The organism is Streptococcus bouchesdurhonensis, from assembly GCF_948472335.1.
Map to the genome: position 1 here is coordinate 96,627 of NZ_CAOKTW010000003.1, position 22,530 is coordinate 119,156.

General features: G+C 37.0%; 22 protein-coding genes. 1 reads left to right on the top strand and 21 read right to left on the bottom strand.

What is annotated here, in order from left to right:
* Position 1: 1 nt before the first annotated feature.
* The 14 genes from QMQ21_RS05970 to QMQ21_RS06035 form a co-directional block, all read right to left on the bottom strand.
* Positions 2–259, bottom strand: coding sequence for a DUF896 family protein (locus QMQ21_RS05970; protein ID WP_000371299.1), 258 nt, complete (start codon positions 257–259; stop codon positions 2–4).
* A gap of 42 nt (positions 260–301) precedes the next feature.
* On the bottom strand, positions 302–2,338 hold the full coding sequence (glyS, locus tag QMQ21_RS05975; RefSeq protein ID WP_261814092.1) for a glycine--tRNA ligase subunit beta: 2,037 nt from the start codon (positions 2,336–2,338) through the stop codon (positions 302–304).
* 211 nt (positions 2,339–2,549) lie between these two features.
* On the bottom strand, positions 2,550–3,467 hold the full coding sequence (gene glyQ / locus QMQ21_RS05980) for a glycine--tRNA ligase subunit alpha (protein ID WP_000038733.1): 918 nt from the start codon (positions 3,465–3,467) through the stop codon (positions 2,550–2,552).
* A 35-nt stretch (positions 3,468–3,502) separates the two neighbouring features.
* Positions 3,503–3,874: a GFA family protein gene (locus tag QMQ21_RS05985; protein ID WP_261027585.1), complete on the bottom strand. Its 372-nt coding sequence runs from the start codon at positions 3,872–3,874 to the stop codon at positions 3,503–3,505.
* A 268-nt stretch (positions 3,875–4,142) separates the two neighbouring features.
* Positions 4,143–4,985 carry an aldo/keto reductase gene (locus tag QMQ21_RS05990; RefSeq protein WP_261043691.1) on the bottom strand — a complete coding sequence of 281 codons (843 nt, stop codon included), beginning with the start codon at positions 4,983–4,985 and terminating at the stop codon, positions 4,143–4,145.
* A 76-nt stretch (positions 4,986–5,061) separates the two neighbouring features.
* Entirely contained in the window at positions 5,062–6,453 is a 1,392-nt protein-coding gene (pgdA, locus tag QMQ21_RS05995; protein WP_247939109.1) for a peptidoglycan-N-acetylglucosamine deacetylase PgdA, read from the bottom strand.
* A gap of 87 nt (positions 6,454–6,540) precedes the next feature.
* A complete protein-coding gene (metK, locus tag QMQ21_RS06000; RefSeq protein ID WP_000003942.1) occupies positions 6,541–7,731 on the bottom strand; it encodes a methionine adenosyltransferase in 1,191 nt (396 codons plus the stop codon).
* A gap of 627 nt (positions 7,732–8,358) precedes the next feature.
* Complete coding sequence (locus QMQ21_RS06005; RefSeq protein WP_261814093.1) at positions 8,359–8,658, bottom strand: bacteriocin immunity family protein; 300 nt, start codon at positions 8,656–8,658, stop codon at positions 8,359–8,361.
* 588 nt (positions 8,659–9,246) lie between these two features.
* Positions 9,247–9,384, bottom strand: a complete 138-nt coding sequence (locus tag QMQ21_RS06010) for a hypothetical protein (RefSeq protein ID WP_261814094.1) — start codon at positions 9,382–9,384, stop codon at positions 9,247–9,249.
* A gap of 545 nt (positions 9,385–9,929) precedes the next feature.
* Entirely contained in the window at positions 9,930–10,322 is a 393-nt protein-coding gene (locus tag QMQ21_RS06015) for a hypothetical protein (protein ID WP_227325630.1), read from the bottom strand.
* A gap of 78 nt (positions 10,323–10,400) precedes the next feature.
* On the bottom strand, positions 10,401–10,547 hold the full coding sequence (locus tag QMQ21_RS06020; protein ID WP_033687185.1) for a Blp family class II bacteriocin: 147 nt from the start codon (positions 10,545–10,547) through the stop codon (positions 10,401–10,403).
* A 358-nt stretch (positions 10,548–10,905) separates the two neighbouring features.
* Complete coding sequence (locus QMQ21_RS06025; RefSeq protein WP_261814095.1) at positions 10,906–12,231, bottom strand: GHKL domain-containing protein; 1,326 nt, start codon at positions 12,229–12,231, stop codon at positions 10,906–10,908.
* A gap of 10 nt (positions 12,232–12,241) precedes the next feature.
* The gene (locus QMQ21_RS06030; RefSeq protein ID WP_261813750.1) at positions 12,242–12,982 is read right to left on the bottom strand and encodes a response regulator transcription factor; all 741 of its coding nucleotides are present in this window, start codon (positions 12,980–12,982) and stop codon (positions 12,242–12,244) included.
* 10 nt (positions 12,983–12,992) lie between these two features.
* Positions 12,993–13,325, bottom strand: a complete 333-nt coding sequence (locus QMQ21_RS06035) for a LytTR family transcriptional regulator DNA-binding domain-containing protein (RefSeq protein WP_024057774.1) — start codon at positions 13,323–13,325, stop codon at positions 12,993–12,995.
* 200 nt (positions 13,326–13,525) lie between these two features.
* Between QMQ21_RS06035 and QMQ21_RS06040 the strand changes: the two genes are divergently transcribed.
* Positions 13,526–13,924 (top strand): hypothetical protein, encoded by a 399-nt coding sequence (locus QMQ21_RS06040; RefSeq protein WP_261056366.1) that lies wholly within the window; start codon positions 13,526–13,528, stop codon positions 13,922–13,924.
* 262 nt (positions 13,925–14,186) lie between these two features.
* Here the strand turns inward: QMQ21_RS06040 and QMQ21_RS06050 are convergent, their stop codons facing one another.
* The 7 genes from QMQ21_RS06050 to QMQ21_RS06080 form a co-directional block, all read right to left on the bottom strand.
* The gene (locus QMQ21_RS06050; protein ID WP_004238723.1) at positions 14,187–15,530 is read right to left on the bottom strand and encodes a DEAD/DEAH box helicase; all 1,344 of its coding nucleotides are present in this window, start codon (positions 15,528–15,530) and stop codon (positions 14,187–14,189) included.
* 138 nt (positions 15,531–15,668) lie between these two features.
* Positions 15,669–16,484, bottom strand: a complete 816-nt coding sequence (locus QMQ21_RS06055; protein WP_084863100.1) for an endonuclease/exonuclease/phosphatase family protein — start codon at positions 16,482–16,484, stop codon at positions 15,669–15,671.
* 51 nt (positions 16,485–16,535) lie between these two features.
* The gene (locus QMQ21_RS06060; protein WP_261063299.1) at positions 16,536–18,716 is read right to left on the bottom strand and encodes a PTS transporter subunit IIBC; all 2,181 of its coding nucleotides are present in this window, start codon (positions 18,714–18,716) and stop codon (positions 16,536–16,538) included.
* A gap of 179 nt (positions 18,717–18,895) precedes the next feature.
* Entirely contained in the window at positions 18,896–19,822 is a 927-nt protein-coding gene (ftsX, locus tag QMQ21_RS06065) for a permease-like cell division protein FtsX (protein WP_000625545.1), read from the bottom strand.
* A complete protein-coding gene (gene ftsE / locus QMQ21_RS06070; RefSeq protein WP_000022269.1) occupies positions 19,815–20,507 on the bottom strand; it encodes a cell division ATP-binding protein FtsE in 693 nt (230 codons plus the stop codon). Before ftsE ends, ftsX begins: the two co-directional genes overlap by 8 nt.
* Positions 20,508–20,524: 17 nt before the next feature.
* Positions 20,525–21,620 (bottom strand): peptide chain release factor 2 gene (gene prfB / locus QMQ21_RS06075; RefSeq protein WP_261065308.1). Its coding sequence is split into 2 segments (ribosomal slippage): positions 20,525–21,547 and positions 21,549–21,620, totalling 1,095 coding nucleotides; the frame shifts between segments, so codons are not numbered across the junction.
* 108 nt (positions 21,621–21,728) lie between these two features.
* Positions 21,729–22,385, bottom strand: a complete 657-nt coding sequence (locus QMQ21_RS06080; protein WP_000268667.1) for a CBS domain-containing protein — start codon at positions 22,383–22,385, stop codon at positions 21,729–21,731.
* Positions 22,386–22,530: the final 145 nt, after the last annotated feature.

Consider the following 22,530-nt stretch of genomic DNA (forward strand, 5'->3'; position numbering starts at 1 on the left):
ATTATGAATTTGGGTCATCGAGACTACGGCCATGTAAACCTTTTTCACGTTGGACTTGACGTAGTTTCTCTGGTGTAACATCATTTCCTTCTTCGTCCACAATTTTGATCCCTTCGATGTGGTGACGAACAGTGCGACGATAACCTTCTATGTACTCCTCACGTAGTTTGGCTTGTTCTACTTTTTCTTCTGGGGTCAAGCCTTCTGTTTTTTTCTTTTTGGCAAGCTCGTTAATACGATCAATTTTTTTAGGATCCATGTTTCTCTCCTTTATGATAAGATTTAGTCCGTTTATCAAATTTTATTTAGTGTTAATTTGGTTAAAACGAGCAAGCTTAGCTGCTTTTTGAGTTAAATGAGACAAGATAGCCAAGCGATTTTGACGGACTGCTTCATTTTCAGCCATAACCATGGTATTCTCAAAGAATGCATCAATGACTGGGCTAAGAGCAAAGAGTTGTTTCAATTGTTGACTGGCAGATCCTGATAAAACGAGTGTTTCTACTGCTTCTGCCAAGGCTTTTTCTTGGTCATTTTCAAAGAGTGCTGAATCAACTGTAGCTACTCCTTCTGCCTTCTCAGCCAAGTTAAAGGCACGAGAAAGTGATTCAACAGAAGGTTTGAAGTCTTCTTCCTTACTTGCTTCTACGAGAGCACTTGCTGCTTCCAACATATCCGCCACAACAAAGTTTGATCCTGCAAGAACGGCTTCCTTGATATCTTTTGGAGTAGAACCCATCATCTTATCAACACGAGCCTTGATAAAATCCATAACCTCTGCCTTATTTTCATAAGTCAAGCTGTCAAATTTCAATGCATAAAGGCTATCTATCAGCTCGTCCATAGCAATGTGCCAACCAAAGGCATCCAAGATACGAACCACACCTTGCGTCGCACGACGAAGGGCATAAGGGTCATTAGAACCTGATGGAATCAAGCCTACTGAGAAGAAACTCAAAATCGTATCCAATTTGTCTGCAATGGCTAGAATGGCTCCAACCTTGCTCTCTGGAAGTTCTCCTTCGGCTGATGTAGGCATGTAGTGTTCACGAATAGCAGCTGCTACCGCTGGAGTTTCCCCAGCAAGAAGGGCATATTTTTCACCCATAATTCCTTGGAGTTCGTCAAACTCACCAACCATACCTGTCAACAAGTCAAACTTGTAAATGGCTGCTGCACGGGCTAGGTCAATCGTTTCATCCGCTGACAAACCAGCTTTTTCTGCCAAGAGAATAGCAATCTGACCAGTACGAATCATGTGTTCACGAAGGGAACCAATTTTCTCATGGAAGGTTACATTGTTTAATTTTTCAACAAGGTCTGAAATCACCAATTTTTGGTCTTCACGCCAGAAGAATTCACCGTCTTCTAAGCGAGCTACTAAGACTTTTTCATTTCCTTTAATGACATTTTCCAAATACTCTGCGTTTCCGTTACGAACAGAAATGAAGTTTGGCAAGAGTTTACCGTCTTGATCACGAACAACAAAGTAACGTTGGTGTTCTTTCATTGAAGTCACCAAAACTTCTTCTGGAACTTCAAGGTATTTGGCATCAAAACTTCCCATAAAGGCAGTTGGGTATTCAACCAAGTTCAAGACTTCATTCAGCAAATCAGCATCAATTTCGATACGTACACCATGCTCAGTTTCGATTGCTTTGATTTGGTCAACAATCATTTGCTCACGTTCACGAGGATCCGCGATTACAAACTGCTTACGAAGGTCTTCTTCGTAGCTCAATGCTGACTGAATTTTGGTTTCTTTCCCCAAGAAACGATGACCACGGCTCACACGATCACCCTTAATATCAAGAAAATCCAAGTCAAACTCTTCTTCATCTAAAAGAACAGTTAAAGTGTGAACAGGGCGGATGTATTCAAAGGTGTTGTTAGCCCAGTGCATGCTGACAGGGAAAGTCAAGGACTTCAAGACATCCACAACACCTGGAACAATGGCTTCAACTGCTTGACCAATTTCTTCCTTAGTGACATAGACATATTCTTCACCCTTAATTTCACGGAATTCGATATCTTCAACAGTCAAGCCTTTTCCACGGACAAATCCTTGAGCTGCTTTTGTGAAGTTCCCATCACTATCCAAGGCAATTTTCTTTGCTGGCCCCTTAAAATCTTCAGTCAAATCAGACTGTTTATCTGCAAGACCAGTCACACGAACAGCTAAACGACGTGGTGTCGAGAAGGTTTGAACAGCTTCAAAAGACAGGCGATTTTCCTTGAGGAAGGCTGACATTTTTTCGCCTAGTTGTTTTTCACTTGGTGTGACAACATAGGCTGGTAATTCTTCAAGACCGAGTTCTACTAATAAGTTTTTTGTCATGTTTTTTCTCCGAAAAATATCTTTTTATTTTCCAGTTTGCCTTATGTGATTGGCACGCAAGCAATCAACTTCGTTGTTTCATTGCTAAAATTGGAGCCAAAAGTCTCCAATTTTGCCTAGTATCCTTAGCTTCACTAAGGATACCTTCATCACTGCGGCAACTGGTTCAGGGCTCACACTGTTCGCCCATTTTCGTAATTTGTCACTTTCTTTATTCTGCGTCTTCTGCTAGGAGTTTAGCTCGTGTTGCTTCATCCAAAAGCGGGTAGCCTAGGCGTTTTCGTTCTGCGACAAAGGTTTTAGCTACGACACGGGCCAAGTTACGGATACGGGCGATATAGCCTGCGCGTTCGGTTACAGATACGGCACCACGCGCATCAAGTAGGTTAAAGGTATGTGAACATTTGAGAACATAGTCATAGGCAGGGTGAACCAAACCTTCTTCCAAAGCACGACCAGCTTCTTTTTCAAACTTATCAAAGTTTTCCAGCAACATTTCTTGGTCAGAAATTTCAAATGAATATTTTGAATGCTCGTACTCAGGCTGGATGAAGATTTCTCCGTATTTTACACCATCAGCCCATTCGATATCATAGACAGAATCCACTTCCTGAATATAAGAAGCTAAGCGTTCCAAACCATAAGTAACTTCCGCAGTCACAGGGCCAGTTGCCAATCCACCAACTTGTTGGAAATAAGTGAACTGAGTAATTTCCATCCCATCAAGCCAAACTTCCCAACCAAGACCAGCTGATCCAGTCGATGGATTTTCCCAATTGTCCTCAACGAAACGAATATCGTGTTCCAAAGGATTGATTCCCAATTTTTCCAAAGACTCAAGGTAAAGTTCTTGGATGTTTGATGGAGATGGCTTCATAACCACTTGAAATTGGTGGTGTTGGTAAAGACGGTTAGGATTTTCTCCGTAACGACCGTCAGCAGGTCGACGTGATGGCTCTACATACGCTGCATTCCATGGCTCAGGTCCGATAGCGCGAAGGAAAGTGTAAGGACTCATTGTTCCCGCACCTTTTTCATTATCATAAGCCTGCATAAGCATACAACCTTGGTCATTCCAAAATTGTTGCAAAGTCAAAATAATTTCTTGAAATGTTAATTTCTTAGACATTGTTTACTCCTTTAATTTATATTATCTTCTTAGATTTATTTTTCAAGCAACCAAGAAAAGGCTGGGTCCTGAAAAATATAACGTTTGGGAACAGTTTGTAAATTCTGATCGCTTTCATCTATTGTACCTAATTTCAAAGCACAGACTTCTGGTATATTTTCTTGAACAGTGAAAATTTGACTATGACAGTTCTGGCAGTAATAACGCTGTTTTCCTGGAGAAGAACTATAGGAAACAAGCTTTTCTTTTCCATGCAATACTAGCTTTTCACTGCTAACTTTAGCATTAACTGTATAGGCAGACGCAGTTGCTTTCCGACAAAATGAGCAATGACAAAAAACTAATTCCGATAATTCCTCATCTAGAGTGTAGGTCACTGCTTTACATAAACAAGATCCTTTAAGCATTATGCTCCTTTCTACTTAGGCATTAGACGAATTCAAAAAGAACCGAATTTCAACACCCAAGCCTTGCGACTAGGGGCGTCAGAAACGCGGTTCCACCCTAATTTATTACTTCATTGTTTTTAAAAATATTACAGAAAGCGCCAGTTCTTTATTTTGCCCTACTTGGCTCCCACTATCCCAAGTTCGCTTGAAGAACGCCATAAGACTTTCTTTCCTGCTGACTATTATATCAAAAATTAGCACAATGTACAATTCTTTTTATGATTTTCTAGAAATCCATATCATCAACTCGTGGAGCACCAGACTGAACAACAATTGTTTTTAAGGTTTCACGTTCCTTATGACTCAGTTCAATTCCAAAGCAATCAAGATTAGCCTGAATACGAGAAGCTGTGACAGATTTTGGAAGTGGTAAAAATCCTTCTGCTAAGCTCCAGGCCAAGGCTATCTGAGCAACCGATTTACCGTGATTTAACGCGATTTCTTGCACTTGCTTGCTATCAAACAGTTCTCCCTGACCAAAAGGGCCCCAAGCTTCCAATAAAATTCCTTTTTCTCGACAGTAATCTACCACTTCCTCTTGATACACACCTGGAGCCAAACGAACTTGATTGACCGCTGGAACGATAGTTGCTGTTTCAAGCAAGGCATCCAAATGATGGGGAAGGAAATTACTAACTCCAATAGCACGGATTTTGCCTTCTTGATAGAGGTCTTCCATAGCTCTCCAAACTTCTGAATTTCGGATTTTCCATTGGTTATTTTCTCTGAGCGGTTTTGGGTTCGGCCAATGAATCAAATACAAATCCAAATATTCCAAGCCCAGCTTCTCTAAAGACTCTTCAAAAGCCTGACGAGTTTGCTCATAGTTGTGATTTGTATTCCAGAGTTTGCTGGTTACAAAAATTTCCTCACGCGGAACGCCACTATCTTGAATGGCACGACCAACGCTTTCTTCATTTTTATAAATCGCTGCCGTATCGATATGGCGATAACCTACCTTTAAAGCCTCTAAAACTGCTTTGTAGGCAATCTCTCCATTTTCAGCTTTCCAGGTTCCAAATCCCAGTACTGGAATTGTAACACCATTGTTTAAAGTATAAGATTTCATTATTTTTCCTTTCTATGAGAAGAAAATCCAAAGAGCCAAATTTTCAAGGAAAACTTTTCTCTTTAGATTTTGTGTATTATTGATTGCGGTCGTAATAGAGCTGATGAGCTTTAAGACGAGAGTCTAACAAATCTGGTACGGTAACAAAGTCATAACCTTGCCCTTTCAAATAGTCAATAACCTTCGGCAGAGCATTCACTGTTTCAGCATGGATATCATGCATGAGAATAATAGAACCATTCTTGACTTCACGCTGAATTTCTGTCAAAATAGATGCTTCATTTTTACTCTTCCAGTCCAGACTATCTACATCCCACATAATAAAACTCAAATCTAAGCTATTGCGAATGTCGTCTGTAATGGCTCCATAAGGTGGACGCATGAGTTTGGAACTAGAACCCAACACTTTAGTTAGCGCATCCTCAGTATCAGTAATTTGTTTTTTAGCTTCATCAAGGGAAAGTTTTGAAAGCACTGGATGACTCCAACTATGGTTTCCAATGACATGTCCATCCGATTTCATGCGTTTCAAAATCTCTTCATTACCAGAAACATTCTTACCTAAAACAAAGAAAGTTGCCTTGATACCATACTTGGAAAGAGTATCTAATGCTTGATTTGTCGTCGTAGGATTTGGTCCATCATCAAAAGTCAAGGCCACTACTTTACGATTTTTCTTTTCATAATAAGCCTTATATAGCTCTGCATCCTTATCTAATAGATAAGAGGACTGAATAACTTCAAAGAAACTAGATACTGGCAAGGCAATCTCGTCTAGATTTTCAACTGACTGACTTGGATAAAGGATAATCTGACTATCCTTGTAATCAAAATTCCATGCAGACAAGTCTTGGTCAGAGAAGCCTTTAACAACTTGATCGATCTTTTCTTGCTCCAATTTCTTATCCTGTAAAAAAGAAGTCAGTTCTTTTATCAGTTTCTCTTTGGCCTTACTAGCATCTGAAAATAATTGATCAAGTGTAAAAGGTTTACCATCTTCTGTCAAATGTACTTTTGCCAGACTAGTTTTTTCAGTCTCTTCAACTTTTGAAGAAGTTAAATCATAGACTTGTTTCACCACACTTCGGTTGACAATCCCTTTTAAAGTTGAATCCTGTTTCTCCGTATAATAAAAAACCAGATTTTCCTTATCCTCTAGATTGTCTTTAATATCCTGTGTCATGATTCCCTTTATAGACGAAATCACTTGCTCCCCTTGGAGAGGATAATAGGCAATTACTTCGGCTTGTCCCTTACGAAAATGATCTTTCTGATTTCCCTCACTCAATTGATTATCTTTATCATTTTTTAAAGACTCAATTTTTTGTTCGAAACTTTGCTTTGTATATACTTTGTATCCAATCATTGAACCAAGGACACAAATACTTACCGAAAAGATAGCTACCAGGGCTATTAAACCGATTCTCTTTTTATCGTGCTCAACACGTTTTGCTCTACTTTTATCCATAGAGATATCATATCAAATTCAGGCTATAATTTCAATTATTTTAGAGGAAATAGTATATTAAAAAGAGGGGAACTCCCTCTTAAAATCTTATTTTACTGCTTCTTTCAAAGCATCTACCTTGTCCAAACGTTCCCATGGAAGGTCAATATCTGTACGTCCCATGTGTCCATAAGCCGCTGTTTGACGGTAAATTGGACGCTTGAGGTCCAGCATTTGGATAATTCCTGCAGGGCGAAGGTCAAAGATTTGACGGGCTGCTTTTTCAAGCTTGCTTTCGGCTACTGTTCCTGTACCAAAGGTATCGATACGAACAGAGACAGGCTGCGCAACACCGATGGCATAGGCCAATTGCACTTCTGCTTTCTTAGCAAGGCCTGCTGCAACGATATTCTTGGCAATATAACGAGCCGCATAAGAGGCTGAACGGTCCACCTTAGTCGCATCTTTACCAGAGAAGGCACCACCACCGTGACGAGAGTAGCCACCATAAGTATCTACGATGATCTTACGACCAGTCAAACCTGAGTCCCCTTGCGGTCCACCGATTACAAAACGACCAGTAGGATTGATGAAGAATTTGGTTTGCTCATCCAAGTAAGAGGCTGGAATAACCTCTTTGATAACCTTATTAATGACATCATTGTGAATTTGTTCGTTGCTGACTTCTGGATCGTGCTGAGTTGAAATAACAACTGTGTCCACACGTACTGGACGGTCATTTTCATCATACTCAACCGTAACTTGTGATTTAGCATCTGGGCGAAGATAGCTAATTTCCCCAGACTTACGAAGTTCTGCCAGACGACGAACCAATTTATGACTGAGTGAAATTGGTAAAGGCATGAGCTCTTCTGTTTCATCCACTGCAAAGCCAAACATGAGACCTTGGTCTCCAGCACCAATCAAGTCCAGCGGATCTTGATCTGCATTTCCACGAACCTCCAAGGCTTCATTAACACCTTGGGCAATGTCAGGAGATTGTTCCACCAAAGATGGATGTACTCCTACAGTCTCTGCAGAAAATCCATACTCGGTATTGGTATAGCCAATCTCTGCAATGGTATCACGAACCACACGGTTAATATCCACATAGGCATTTGTAGAAATTTCACCAAAAACGTGGACAGATCCAGTGTATACAGCTGTCTCAGCAGCAACGTGCGCCTCTGGATCCTTGGCTAAAATAGCATCCAAAATCGCATCTGAAATTTGGTCTGCAATCTTATCTGGATGCCCCTCAGATACAGATTCAGACGTGAATAATTTACGTTCTGACATAAAAATGTCCCCCCTTAAAAATAGTGTTATAGAGTTACAAAGTACTGATAGGAAATTTCTTAGTGCTGAATACCTACCATCTTATCGGGACTATATAACTCTTCCATTATACCATTTTTAGGCTCAATTTGCAGTCTTTAATGTAGTGTTTCTGTATAGATAGTTCGTTCTCATAAAACAAAAAGGATTTAATCCTGTTATATACAGAATTAAATCAAAATCTGAATTGCTTTTAACATTTTTTATACTCTCTAAAAGCACCTTTATAATACATAATCAGACCTAATATAGCAATAAATTTATGAATAATAGTATTTGATTCTAATAAAATGTTGATGACTATCCCAGTCATTATAAAACTAATTGCAATTATCAAACGCTGCTTCATTTGTACCTCAACTTTCTATTTCGTAGAAAAAAATTCAGTTCCTATCCAAAAGCCTATAATAGCTCCACCATGTCCTCCCAAAGCAACAATTCCTTCTCAAAGCATGAAAGTCCACCTTCAATGCTGGACAATATTACTTCAAATTGTCTCATCATTGTATCCATCATGGATATCTCCTTACATTTATATTAATTTTTTATCTTGTTACAAACTTGGTAAGTTTTTCTGCTCATTTTTCCTTATCTCGTTATACCAAAAGATATTAATCCTTGAGCTAGATTTTTACTCAATTCTCCATATGTGGCAATTTCTTTATAAAATGTCGCAACCTTTGGGCTCAATGATTTCTGACTATGAATCCCACTAACAGCCTTCTGACGAAGAGCTTCTGACAACTCCATGACAACTCTCTGCTCATTTTTTGTATTCTCTAATAGAGTTTTATAACGTAATAAAATATCTCGTTCATTTTTATGAATCTCTGTATCTAAAATCAAATTGTAAACCTTATTGAGAATTTCTTCTGTTCTCTTATCCATAAATTATCCTCTATAACCTGAAAGACAATAGCTCCTACCCAATGATGATATCCAACCATTAGCCATGACATCTTTAGTTAACTCAAAACCACACTTAGTTACAATATCCCCATTCTCAATTTGGAAATTAACAGATGAAACATTGTCAAAACATGTAATGAGGCTAAAAAGTATCGTCATCACAACCTTATAAAGTTCCCTTTTGGTTTATTCCTTTTAAACCTATACAAATCAATAGTAGAGTGGCTATGATATCAACAATATCTGGTGACTTTAGTAAAGACAAGACTCCTAGAGAAATAATGTAAAATATACTAATTACTTTTCTCATTATCTATAAAAACTATCTGCCGCTAGCCCGCCTGTTGAAATCGCAAATGCAACACCAACAGGACCAGTAAATGCAGTTAAACCTAAATAAATTGACATACCAACTAATACTACACAAGTAGGATTTAATCCACCAGAGTACTCTTGTAAATCACTGTTTTTTAGAATTGAAAACTAACTCATTGAACTATTCATTGTACATCCTCTCTTTTTATCAAATTCGCATAGCTGTAGCACCACATATAATCGCAGCTCCAGCTAGAAAAATCCTATTTCAGTCATCCCTGCCATACCTGAAATACATGCCAAATCATTTTTACCTCCTTCAACACAACAAACAATAGAAAGAGCATCAGCTTTGAACACATTAACTTGTTCTATTGTTTTTGTATCCATGATGAATATCTCGTATATAATAGAAATCTTTTGTCAGATTATAACCTTGACAAGTTCAGTATAGCAGAACAAAATCGATTTTTACCACAAAGTATTTAAATGTTGCTAACTCCACTTATCTTCAAATTTAAATAGACACATTATCGGAGTTATCAAAAAGTCTTGAAAAAGTCCAGAATGATTATAATCTGATTACCCAAAATATGATTTAGACATAATTAGTTAATATCATTCTGCATTACTAGTTTAATTTGATACAGTGCAAATCGAAAAATTAATAGCAATAATAAAAAGCCATTTCCAAAAAACAAGAAATACATTGCTAAATCACTCTTTAAATAGTATAGAAACCAAATAAGCATCCAAAGTATGCTCATTTTTATAAAGATATTACTTACTATCCATTCAATCTTTAGCAAGAGATAATTAACTATGTTCATTATAACAATCTCCATATTTCCATCCTCATCATATCTATAGCTCAATCACTTTACTACTATGTCTCAAAATAATTTATTATTATATACTATAAGTAAAACTCTAACTCATTCTTTTTTTGAAATATGTAATTCGATATTATTCGAGGAAATAATGTATCCTACTGTGAATAATACTACAAATATATGAGTATAAAATAATACAGATGACGACTTATAACCATCTATAACGACAAAAATAATTGATAATAGTAACAGAAAAAATGTAGGTGCTAAAATCTTTTTAATAAATTGCTTGTATCGATTAAAGCATAGTTCAAAACTAATGTTTCCTCTCTTCTTATTATGCGTTAATAAGTGAATCAGCAACTCAAAAAACACACTACCTACAGAAAGAACTAAAACTTCGCTTATTGGAACATTTAGAACTATTCCAATCGCACCTATTATAAAAAAAGATATAAAAAGAGCTAAAATTAACCTAAATTCACCACTTTCCATCAACTAACCCCTTTTCTATAAAAATCTAGCGATAGCCCATATAGCTGTGCAATATTGTGCTCATAAAACACCTCCAGCCTAAGTTCCAGCTCTTGGTGCAACCAAACTACCAATCATTGCTCCTGCTAATGTGCAAACTTCCCCTGCACTAGCTGTTCCTCCCTCAATACTAGCCAACATTTGGGTATCCAAAACATCAAATTGAATCGTTGTCTTTGTTTCCATGGGGAATACCTCCATATTAATTTTTATTATTTTTGTCGGATTGCAATTTTGACAAGTTCAGTATAGCAGAACAACAGAGATTTTTACCGCTAAGTCTTAAAATGTACGATTTTCATCACGAAACGTATTTTTTCATGATTTGTAACCTTTCAAGATTAAAAATAAATCATTTTAAAATTTATTCCACAAATCGCTGCTAGATATTGTGAAGTCGTCACTCTAGCTTTTTTGCCCAGTTTTATTGTTATGACTATTTCCTAACTCATTTACAGGAACTAGCTAAAAAATAATGTATATAAAGTCATAACAAAAGAGTCCCCCTTAAAATATTCTATAGAATATTTTAAGGGGGACTCTTTTAAAGTTCTATTTCCAAGATCTGTGTAAAGACATAATTTTTACTTGTTGTTTTCAAACACACATTTGGATAAGATTTTAAAATTCTCCGAACATTGGCCAAGCCTATACCCCGACCTACTCCTTTTGAAGAATTATCACGCTTGAATATATCTCTCAATTCTATCTCTCTTTCCAAGGTAGAATTTTTTACAATCATGACTAATTTATTCCATTCTGTATCCTCAAGAAAACAAACTGCTATTCCTCCTTCTGCTGCGGACTCTATAGCATTATCTAACAAGATAGAAGTAATTGTTAAGAAGTCAATTTGTTCCATATTTCTTATAGAGAACTGTTCACCAATCTCCAGGGAAACTGGAACAGACAAGTTTTGGGCCTCCGATAACTTAGATAATAGTAAACTCTTTAGCGCCAAATCATTGATATTTCTTAGATGTGCTACATCAAAACGCTTGCCTTTTAATTTTTCACCAGAATTTTTCAAAACACTATCATAAACTTGAGAAACCAGATTAATATCTTTTTGATCTATACCTATTTTTAAGCTCGATAAAATATTAGCATAATCATGTCTAAAGCTTCTAATTTCTTGATACAGCCCCTCAACTTGTTGACTATAATTACTAAGATTTTGCAATTGAATTTCTTTTTGTAGAACGACTTTCTCCTGTAGTTCTTGAAGTAATCTTCTATCCAAGAGATTAACAAAACAAATAAACAATAAAAAGTAAACTGCTGTCCATAATTCTTTATAATCCAACATTCTATCCCAACTTACTTTATCACTGTAGTTTATATAAGATGGTAAGATAAAATAGGCTAGCATTAAAATATCTGCAGTAATTAAAATAAATTTTGTCTTTCTATCCAAGTTCTTTATTTTTAAATGACTAAAATTATATCGAAAGAGACTAATAAGAAAAAACACAATAATTTCAGCTAATAAAGAGAAAATCATTGTTCCTAGATTAGTTTCATATAGTCTATACAATATTGGAATCTTAGAAATTATAAAGTAACCTAAAAAATTTCTGATGACATCCCAAAATCCAAGTGGAAATAATGAGTAAAAAAGTAATAAAGAGACCTTACTTCTTAATTCACCAATAGACAAAGTATACAAGATAAAAAAAGTAGGATAAATCAATAATGACCCAAGAAAGTAAAATTCAGTTGATTTAAATAAAACAATAAATAGGAATGATAAAAGATGGAACAGAATAATGGACATTACTACTTTTTTTAGATTTAATTTCTCACCTACAACCTTAGTATGGATACATAACAATAGAAAAACACCTATAATATTTAGAAAAAATATCATCTAAATCTCCTTAGTCATGAAGTCTTTCGATAGCTTTCATAAGTGGACGAATTTTTAATCTAGAGACAATACAAGAGGACCCGTTCTGAAAATGAACTAACCGATTTTCTTTATCAATTAAAGATATATTATAAGGATTTACGATAAATGATCTATGACATTGAAATAAACGTGGTTCCTGTTTAAGAATATCTGACAATTGTCCATAAAATTCAACTATGTCTCGTTTTGAATAGAGTGTCAACTTATGGGCTATTGACGATGTCTCAATATACAATAAATCTTTAAAAGGGACTTGAATTTGAGCTTTGGATCCTGTAAATATAAAAGAGTCCTCAGATACTGTTCTTCTTTGATTATCGCTAACACTTGAAATAACATTTTCAATTCGTTTGATAAATAATGGTTCAGGTAATTCTTTATCAATGAAATCAATAGCTGATACTAAATATTCAAAAGATACAGGCATAAACTCAGAATGTGATGTTACAAAAGCAATCGCTGCTTGGGAATCAAGTTTTCTAATTTCTCTAGCAACGTCTAGTCCTCTTTTGTCATCATCTTTTATTTCAATATCAAGAAAAAATAATTGATGACTTCCTCTCTCTGAAATGTCCTCTAAAAGCTGTTGAGGTTTTCCATAAACCTCAAAATGCCTATACTCAATCTTATTATCCACCAAAATTTTTTTGACAATATTTTCAATTCTAGTCTGTTGTAAAAAATTATCTTCTAGTATAAAAATATTCACTACTTCACTCCTATATATTTTTCCACTGATTTTTTAATATTGTAAAGTGTCTTCTAGAACAAGCGATGTCTGATACTCTATCATCCATAAACATAATCGTTCTTGTCTCATGATTAAATCCTGCTATTTTATGTTTATTCACAAGAAATTTTCTATGGCATCTAATAAGTTCTTCTGAACTTTCCTCTTCAATTTTAGCTAGTGAGGTTGAAGCTTCAAAATTCCCTTCGGCTGTTACAAAAAGAACAGCATGAGCTTTTGTTGGGTGAGTTGTAACATAATAAATTTTAGAGAGTGGTACCTTTACGATAGCTCTATCTTGATATAAAATGTAGTCTTTCATATTTAGCCTCCTTCTATCAGTTTAATCTTATCAGAATGATGGAAATTAAATTATAAAAATCTCAAATGGTTTCTATACTATCTCAAATGGTAAAAATTTTCTTAATTTAGACATTTCATGATAAAATAGATACTTTTTAGTATCTCAATAATATTAATCTTTCTTCATTTGATAAACTAATTTCTAATGAAAGGAAAGCTATGAAGGCAATTCAAATTTTACACTACTCTTTATTTGGCTATATTTTATCTCTGTATTTAAAATATTATTTCTTAAAAAAAACATTCAAAAATACAAAAATTCTACAAGGGCATAAGATTAACCACAAATATAAATCTTCTACTTATTTTATCATAAAATCAAGGTCCCTAACATCTAAAAAAATGAAACTCTATTTAAAATCTATCCAATTTAGTTCAAAAAAATCAGAAGTCATCATCATAGGCAGTCAGATTGATTATGATGAGCTTTACCGAAACCACTATAGTGTGTTTGGTGTTATAGACATAACTAATAATAAATCATTAAAATATATTAAAGAAAAAATTCATTTTTACTTGGAAGAGCTCTATGAATTTAAGAAGGATAAGAGTGATTAAGTCTATGAAATAAAGTTTCAAGTCTTATAACTTTATATCCGTAATCACCTATCCATTAATTTTGATTTCTTCCTCCATATGCTAGAGTTTGATATCAAATTTTAGTGTCATCTTAAAGTAGTCATATTTTGTCAGTCTTCTTTTTTCTGAATTATTGAAATTGATTAGAACCTCTACTATTTTATTGATATGAGCTAGTTTATTATGTGACTTTCAGTCACATAATAGAAAAAGTTGGAGCTCAGTACTCCAACTTTTTCTATTAAAATGTTTGGCGTTTTGCTTTACGCTCTGCACGACCACGTGCGCGATTTTCAGCGCGCTTGGTCTTGCGGCGTTTTTCATCAACCGCCCATTGAATTTTCTTCTTATAACCTGGTTTGACTTTTTTCTTTTTCTTTTTAACCAAACCAATCATTTCGATATCAAGTTTATCTTGTTTTTTCTCACGGTTGGCACGACGATCACGGTCATAAGTATCTTGAAATTCCCCGTCTTTGACCATTTTAGGAGTAAACTTGATTCCCAATTTCTCCAACTCACGGATATCCGAGTCATCACTGGGTTGGTAAAGGGTAATAGCTGTACCTGGTAGGCCATTTCTTCCAGTACGACCAACACGGTGAACAAAGAAAGATAAATCTTGCGGAATGGCATCATTGATGACATGGCTGACACCTTCAATGTCAATCCCACGCGCTGCCAAGTCTGTTGCGACAATGTACTCAAAATCCAGATTTTTCACCTGGTTCATGATACGCTTGCGTTCACGAGGGGCAATATCTCCATGAATCTTCGCTACCTTCAAGCCTTGAGCAGTCAGATATGAATGCAATTCATCAGCACGCATTTTAGTGTTAACAAAAATCATTGCCAAATACGGTTGCATCAACTGAGTTAACTGGTAAATTTGAGCATTCTTGTCACGTCCCTTTGTAGAAATCAACCAATTATCAATGGTATCAGAAATGACCGTTTTGGTCTTGATTTTCTCCATAACAGGATTTGACAAGTATTTTTTCAAGAATGGTTGCAGTTTTTGTGGGATAGTCGCTGAGAAGACCATGAATTGCAAGTCTTTTGGAAGGCTTCCAGCAATCTTATCAACAGTTTCCAAGAATCCCATATCCAAGGTCATATCTGCCTCATCGACCACAAAGGTCTTAGCCTTGTGAATAGCTAGGTCACCAGACTTAACTAAGTCATAAATACGGCCAGGCGTTCCGATAACAATATGAGGCTGGTTACTTGCCAATTTGTCAATCTGGCGAGCCTTATCCGTACCACCCACATAATTAACCACACGAACTTCGACATCTGAGTGGGCTGCAATCTGACGGGCTGCTTGGTAAATTTGAGTAGCTAATTCACGGCTCGGTGCAGTAATGACTGCTTGAACACTATCGTCGGCTTCATCTAATTGCTGGAAAATCGGCAATAGGAAAGTGTGAGTCTTACCCGAACCTGTTTTTGATTCACCGACTAGGTCACGACCTGTCAAAACAATAGGAATCAACTTGTCTTGCACCTCTGTTGGAGTTGTAAATTTCAACTCCTCCAAGGCTTCACTAATATATTTTTTAAATTGAAATTTCGTAAATGACATAATATCCTCGATTCTATCTATCCTATCAATTATACCATATTTTATTCCATTTCAGTAGTCTCACTTATTTAGGCTATTTCTAGTAGCTTCTCTAGTAAAAAAGGCTGGAATTTGTGAATCCCAACCTCTTTTCAGTCATTATTTCCAGTTTAAAATAGCATTCAAGCCATAGTGATCACTCACTTGTGGACTCTTGTTACCATCAAATACGACATGTAAATTTTCCACCGCTAACTCCTTGGTAGTAAAAACATAGTCGATTCGAAGGGGTTCAGTGTTCCCCTTCCATCCATCAATTTCTGGTGGAACAGTATAGCTACCACTTTTATCTTGAGCAACTTCAAATGCGTCTTGTAAGCCTAATGGACTAGCTAAAATAGCTTGGTAACCTTCCTGACCAGCTGGATTGTTGAAATCTCCAGCTAGCAAAAGCGGCTTGTTCAATTCTTTCAAGACAGCTTCAAATCGTGCCCATTCTTCTTGGAAACCTTTATCCCACCAAGAAAGGTGGACACTGGCAACTGCAAGCTCCTTACCATCAACTACAGTTTCAGCCAAGGCAACACGACGAGTATGATAGTCTGTTGGATCATCCACATCTGAAACCAAAATTTCTCTTGCTTCAATAGGTGTTTTAGACAAGATAGCCACACCTTCATGGTAGCGATCATAACCGATATGGTTATAGGCCCAAGTCCAGTAGTAATTTTTCCCTTGCTCAGATAACTTTTCAACCAAGAGTCTAACATAGTGATCTTGGTGAATAGGCTCAGCTGCTGGCAAAGCTTGATAAAGATCATTGACCTCTACCTCTGGAGATGTGATCTCCTGATTGATTTCTTGGAAACAAATCAAATCATAGTCTTTTTCAAGGATATCCTCAAGCAAAATCTGGAATTTTTCCTCAGCTTCTTTTTCCATCCAACTATGAGTATTGAGTGTTAAAAATTTCATTCTTTTCTCCCAAAATAAGAGGTTGGAATACAGCTTCCAACCTCAAGTATATTACAATTCTACTTTAGCAACTGCTGTTTTAGCTGCAAGAGAACCTGTTTTTTCTAATTTAACTGATTTAATTGCATCACCATTTGTGAAGACAACTACTGTTGAAGTTTCACGTCCTGCTGCACGGATAGCATCCAAGTCAGCTGTGACAAGGAGATCTCCTGCTGCAACTTTTTGTCCTTCAGCTACATGAACTGTAAATGGTTTTCCTTCAAGACTTACTGTGTCCAAACCAATGTGAACAAGTACTTCAAGACCTGCTTCAGTCACAAGACCAAGAGCATGTTTTGTAGGGAAGATGCTTGATACAGTACCTGAAACTGGAGATACAATGTTTCCATTTGCAGGTTCTACAGCAAATCCATCACCCATCATTTTTTGAGCAAATACTGGATCTTTCACTTGTTCCAAAGCAACAACTTGACCATCGGCTACTGAGTATACTTCCTCAGTAAGACCTTTATAGTGAACTGTATTTTGTTGTGCTTCTGTCATTTGACTTGGAAGAGTTTCAGGAATGATTTCACCTGAATCAAGGATATCTTGGATATCAGATTTCAATACGTCTGCTTTTGGACCGTAGATAGCTTGAACTCCTTGTCCTTTCATGACAAGACCCATAGCTCCTTCTGCTTTCCATTGTTCTGCATCACCGACTTTGTCAGCGTCTTTTACAGTTACACGAAGACGAGTCATACATGCGTCTACATCAACGATGTTTGCACGTCCACCAAGAAGGTTGATAATGTTTACAGCTTGAGAACCAGCTGCAACTTTCACTTCGCTGCTAGCTTCTTCTGAACCTTCAGCAGTTTCATAGTTTCCGTTACGTCCTGGAGTTGCGTAGTTGAATTTTTGAATCATGAAGTTTGCGATAAAGTACATGATTACGGCAAAGAGAACAGTTACCCAGATAAAGTTAACGATATCCATACCAATACCAGCATTAATTGCTAGTGGTGTACGAGTCAAGAATTCAATTGAACCGAATGAGTGGACACGTAGGTTTACTACGTCAGCCATAGCGAAGGCAGCACCTTGAACAAGTGAGTAAACAAGATACATAGGTGTTGCTACAAACATGAACATGTATTCGATTGGTTCAGTAACCCCTGTCAAGAATGTTGCAAGAGCTGTCGCAATCATCATACCTTTATATTGATGTTTCTTATCAGCATCGACATTACGGTAGATAGCAACGATCATACCCATCAAGATACCGAATGAACCGATCATTTGTCCAACTTTGAAACGAGCTGGGTGAACAGTATCTAACAATTGTTGGTAGTGACTTGCATCTGTACCTTTAAGGTTAACAAGGTCTGTTACCCATGCAAGCCATAGTGGGTCTTGACCAAATACTTGAGTACCTTTAGCTGCACCAGTTAAAATGTCATAAGTACCACCAAGAGCTGTGTAGTTCATTGGGATAGTCAACATATGGTGAAGACCAAATGGCAAGAGCAAACGTTCCAAAGTACCATACAAGAATGGTGCAAGGATTGGAGCAGTTTCTTGTGAGTTGGCAATCCAGATACCAAAGCTATTGATACCTGTTTGAACTACTGGCCAGAAGGCAGCAAGTAGAATTGCAGCGATTGCTGAACGAAGAATAACTACAAATGGTACGAAACGTTTCCCGTTGAAGAATGAAAGTGCATCAGGAAGTTTACGGAAGTTGTAGTATTTATTGTAAGCAGTTGCCCCTACAAAACCTGAGATAATCCCTACAAACACACCCATGTTCAATGCTGGAGCTTCAAGAACACTAATGAAGTAATCAGCAACTTTGATTGAACCACCAAAGAGAGTTGTGACCATAGCATCTGGATTTTTCAACATATCTCCTGATACACCAAAGATTGTACCAGTGATACGGTTAATCAAGATGAAGGCAAGACCAGCGGCGAAAGCACCACCAGCACGTTCTTTAGCCCAGCTTCCTCCAATTGCTAGGGCAAACAAAATGTGAAGGTTACCGATAACCCCCCAACCAATTTGCTCAAGAATTCCACCTGTAACTACAAGTGGTGCAAAAGTTGGGTTAATCATTACGATAGACTTACCGATTGAAATCATCAAACCAGCAGCCGGCATAACCGCGATAACCACCATCAAAGCCTTACCGAATTTTTGCCAAAACTCGAAAGACAAGACATTTTTGAATGTATCTTTCATCATTCAAATCTCCTTTATTTTTATTTAGGCAAACGTTTTACGAAAACGTTTGCACTTTCTATAATTCAATTATACCACTTTAATTTTTTTTGTAAAGGCTTTTATAAAAAAAAGTAGACTTTTTTCTAAAATTTTTGTAGTAAAAAAGGAGATATTAAAATCTCCTCAAATATACTTCTATTTTAGATTTTCAGGAATCGGCGCATTGAAATTCCTGATCCGATTGAACCGATAAAAATTCCAATCACAAATAATAAGGCAATCATCAGTGGACTGAATACTTCTGGTGATATCATTGAAAGGTTCTGACCAACCAATGACTTATTAACAGATTGGTAAACCATTTTATAGACAATAAATACCAGAACTGATGGAAGTGTTGCTCCAAGCAAACCAATGAAGGCACCTTCAAGCAAGAAAGGTCCGCGGATATAGCCATTCTTAGCACCTACTAAACGCATGATTTGAATTTCACGGCTTCGTGAAATGATGGTGATACGTATAGTATTAGAAATCAAGAACACCGCAATGAAAATCAATAATCCAGCGATAACTAGTCCCCAGACACGAATAAATGAAGCTAACTTAAACAAGCGTTCTGTATTAGCACCACCATCTTGAACTTCTGATACACCTTCGATTTTCTTAGCCTCTTCTGCTACCGTCTTTACATCACTTGGTGTATTTGTATCAACGATATATGCATCATAGAGTGGATTGGCATCGCCTTCAAAGATTTTCCAGTTATCCCCCATTGTTTCTGTCAACTTTTCATATTGTTCTTCTTTACTTGAAAACGTAACACTTTTAACGGTTGACATACCTTTCAAAGCATCATATACCTTATGGTAGTCGTTATTTGTAACAGTTTGACCTTCTTTTTCAATCGTCTCACTATTATCAGCTACGTCCTTACGAATATATACCATTACTCGGACATTATTTTCGATATCTGTAGCTAGTTTAGCCGTATTAAAGATAACAGATGCAAATATTGCAACCAAGGTCAAAGTAATCATAACTGAACTAACAGCAGCTACTGTCATCCAGCCATTTCGTTTCAAACTTTTTAACGATTCAAATAAATGACGAAAAAATCTACTAATCATCGTATCCATATTCTCCTTTAGCTTCGTCACGAACGACACGGCCATTTTCAATGGCAATGACACGGTGGCGCAAGGTATTTACAATCTGACTGTTGTGGGTAGCCATCAAGACAGTTGTACCTTGGAGATTGATGCGTTCCAGCAAGTTCATGATTTCCCATGAATTATCTGGGTCCAAGTTTCCTGTTGGTTCGTCCGCAATCAATACTTTTGGATTGTTTACAATGGCACGTGCAATTGCAATCCGTTGCTGTTCTCCCCCTGAAAGTTCATTTGGGAAAGAACGAACCTTATGCTTCAATCCAACCAAGTCTAAGACTTCCATAACACGTTTTTTAATATTACGGCGACTTTCTCCAATTACCTCCATTGCATAAGCAATATTTTCATAAACGGTTTTCTTTGGTAACAGTTTATAATCCTGGAAGACAACCCCAACACTACGACGTAGGAGAGGGACATCTTTCTTTTTAATTTTAACCAGATTAAAACCAGCAACAGATAAGCTTCCTTTTTCGATTTTTACTTCGCGATACAAAGAACGAATAAAGGTTGATTTCCCAGCTCCTGAAGGTCCTACGATGTAAACAAATTCCCCTGGTTGAACGCTTACCGAAACACCACGTAGGGCAGTCGTTCCGTTGTCGTATTTTTTGACGACATCTCTCATTTCAATAATTGACATGTGAGTTCCTTTCTATCTTAGCTGATTCGCCACTTGAGATAGGCATCAATAAAACCATCTAGGTCTCCATCCATAACCTTATCTACTTGTGCAACTTCAAAGTTAGTTCGATGGTCTTTTACCATAGTATATGGCGTGAAAACATAAGAACGAATTTGACTTCCCCATGTGATTTCCTTTTTCTCACCCTTGAGGGAATCGACTTCCGCAGCTTTCTTCTCCTGCTCCATTTGATAGAGCTTAGCCTGCAACATCTTCATGGCACGATCTCTATTTCCATACTGGGTACGATCGACTGTTGACTGAACGACAGTTCCCGTAGGAATGTGTGTCAAACGCACACCTGTGGAAACCTTGTTGACGTTTTGTCCACCAGCACCACCTGAACGGAAAGTATCCATCTTGATATCATCTTCACGGATTTCTACTTCAATAGTATCATCCAATTCTGGCATCACTTCTACAGATGTGAAAGAGGTGTGGCGACGTTTAGCAGAGTCAAATGGTGAAATTCGTACCAAACGGTGTACACCCATTTCTGACTTGAGAAGACCATAGGCATTAGGTCCTTCAAAAGATAAGGTTACTGACTTGATACCAGCTTCATCTCCTGCTTGGTAATCCAATACTTCCACTTTAAAGCCTTTAGCATTTCCATAGCGAGTGTACATACGAAGCAACATATCACCCCAGTCCTGAGCCTCAGTACCACCGGATCCTGGATGGATTTCCAAAATCGCATTATTATGGTCATAAGGTTCTGACAAGAGCAAGGTCATCTCGTAACTGGTCATCATCTTATCAAGTTCGGATAACTGTTCGACCAGTTCATCATGCACTGACTCGTCTTCTGCTAAAAAGTCCAATAAAATTTCAACTTCATCCTGCACCTCTTCCATCTTATGGAAGGTATTGTAAGTGTTTTTTAATTCATTTAATTCTTGCGACGTTTTTTGGGCCGCGATATTATCGTTCCAAAAATCAGGTTCTGTCATCTTGTTTTCCAAGATGGCAATCTCTTCCTCTAAGCCTTCGAGGTCAAAGAGACCCCCTGAAAGAAGCTAATTTTTCACGATTTGCGTCAATTTTCTGACGAATTTCTGAAATGTCCATAAATACTCCTTTTTTACATCATTTCATTATAGCATATTTTATCATTTCTTTCCATCTTTTGCTCTAATCCCTTATTAAACATAAAAAGAAGCCTTTCGGCTTCCCTTCTTACAAGACTTTTGCTGAGGTACGAGTAATCTCTTCTACTTGAATATTCTCTGATTCAAATTTTTCTTTCAAGGCTGGTAAATCAATTGATCCATCGATTTGAACTTCGATAATCACCTTACCATCCTTACGCGGAATATTGACTGTATGCGAGATATTCAAATTTTCTTCTACAATCAAAGAAATAATTTTTCCAAGAACGCCAACTTCGTTTTCCGTAACAAAGCGCACACGAATTCCTTCTTCGCCATAACCTGCGATTTCAAGAAAGGCTTGGAAAACGTCACGGTCCGTAATAACCCCATAGACTTGATGGTTATCAACGACAGGAAGAATACCAATCTTATTTTTCAACATCAGATAAGTTGCATCCTCTAGACTCGCATAGCCTGAAACAGTGACAACATCGCGAATCATGACATCTTTTACTTTTGTCTTATTTAGAAGATAATTCATCTCATAGATAGAAAGACTTGTTGCTTTTGATGGACTTGCTTGTGCAATGGTTCCCTCAGTCACCAAACCAACCAATTGATCATTTTCGATAACAGGCAAGCGGTGCAACCCTTGCTCTCTCATCAAATCTGCTGCATGAGATACTGTTGTATCTGGACTAATATACACTACCTTGCGGGTCATAAAATCTTTAACTGCCATGAGACTTCTCCTTTTCTATTCTTATCCTATTATACAATCTTTTTGTAAATCTATCAAACGCTTACATTTCTTTTTCAAAATTCAGAAAAGTATGAATAAGCTAGCAAAAAGAGCTCTAAAATCGAGCTCTCTGAATGAAGGATAA

Coding starts and splice junctions, on each gene's coding strand:
- QMQ21_RS06060 (WP_261063299.1), bottom strand. CDS start 18,716: ATGATGAAAGATACATTCAAAAATGTCTTGTCTTTCGAGTTTTGGCAA.
- glyQ (WP_000038733.1), bottom strand. CDS start 3,467: ATGTCTAAGAAATTAACATTTCAAGAAATTATTTTGACTTTGCAACAA.
- pgdA (WP_247939109.1), bottom strand. CDS start 6,453: ATGGATAAAAGTAGAGCAAAACGTGTTGAGCACGATAAAAAGAGAATC.
- QMQ21_RS05970 (WP_000371299.1), bottom strand. CDS start 259: ATGGATCCTAAAAAAATTGATCGTATTAACGAGCTTGCCAAAAAGAAA.
- QMQ21_RS05985 (WP_261027585.1), bottom strand. CDS start 3,874: ATGCTTAAAGGATCTTGTTTATGTAAAGCAGTGACCTACACTCTAGAT.
- QMQ21_RS06080 (WP_000268667.1), bottom strand. CDS start 22,385: ATGGCAGTTAAAGATTTTATGACCCGCAAGGTAGTGTATATTAGTCCA.
- ftsX (WP_000625545.1), bottom strand. CDS start 19,822: ATGATTAGTAGATTTTTTCGTCATTTATTTGAATCGTTAAAAAGTTTG.
- QMQ21_RS05990 (WP_261043691.1), bottom strand. CDS start 4,985: ATGAAATCTTATACTTTAAACAATGGTGTTACAATTCCAGTACTGGGA.
- QMQ21_RS06035 (WP_024057774.1), bottom strand. CDS start 13,325: ATGAAAGACTACATTTTATATCAAGATAGAGCTATCGTAAAGGTACCA.
- ftsE (WP_000022269.1), bottom strand. CDS start 20,507: ATGTCAATTATTGAAATGAGAGATGTCGTCAAAAAATACGACAACGGA.
- QMQ21_RS06055 (WP_084863100.1), bottom strand. CDS start 16,484: ATGAAATTTTTAACACTCAATACTCATAGTTGGATGGAAAAAGAAGCT.
- glyS (WP_261814092.1), bottom strand. CDS start 2,338: ATGACAAAAAACTTATTAGTAGAACTCGGTCTTGAAGAATTACCAGCC.
- QMQ21_RS06050 (WP_004238723.1), bottom strand. CDS start 15,530: ATGTCATTTACGAAATTTCAATTTAAAAAATATATTAGTGAAGCCTTG.
- QMQ21_RS06010 (WP_261814094.1), bottom strand. CDS start 9,384: ATGGATACAAAAACAATAGAACAAGTTAATGTGTTCAAAGCTGATGCT.
- QMQ21_RS06020 (WP_033687185.1), bottom strand. CDS start 10,547: ATGGAAACAAAGACAACGATTCAATTTGATGTTTTGGATACCCAAATG.
- metK (WP_000003942.1), bottom strand. CDS start 7,731: ATGTCAGAACGTAAATTATTCACGTCTGAATCTGTATCTGAGGGGCAT.
- QMQ21_RS06040 (WP_261056366.1), top strand. CDS start 13,526: ATGAAGGCAATTCAAATTTTACACTACTCTTTATTTGGCTATATTTTA.
- QMQ21_RS06025 (WP_261814095.1), bottom strand. CDS start 12,231: ATGATATTTTTTCTAAATATTATAGGTGTTTTTCTATTGTTATGTATC.
- QMQ21_RS06015 (WP_227325630.1), bottom strand. CDS start 10,322: ATGGAAAGTGGTGAATTTAGGTTAATTTTAGCTCTTTTTATATCTTTT.
- QMQ21_RS06005 (WP_261814093.1), bottom strand. CDS start 8,658: ATGGATAAGAGAACAGAAGAAATTCTCAATAAGGTTTACAATTTGATT.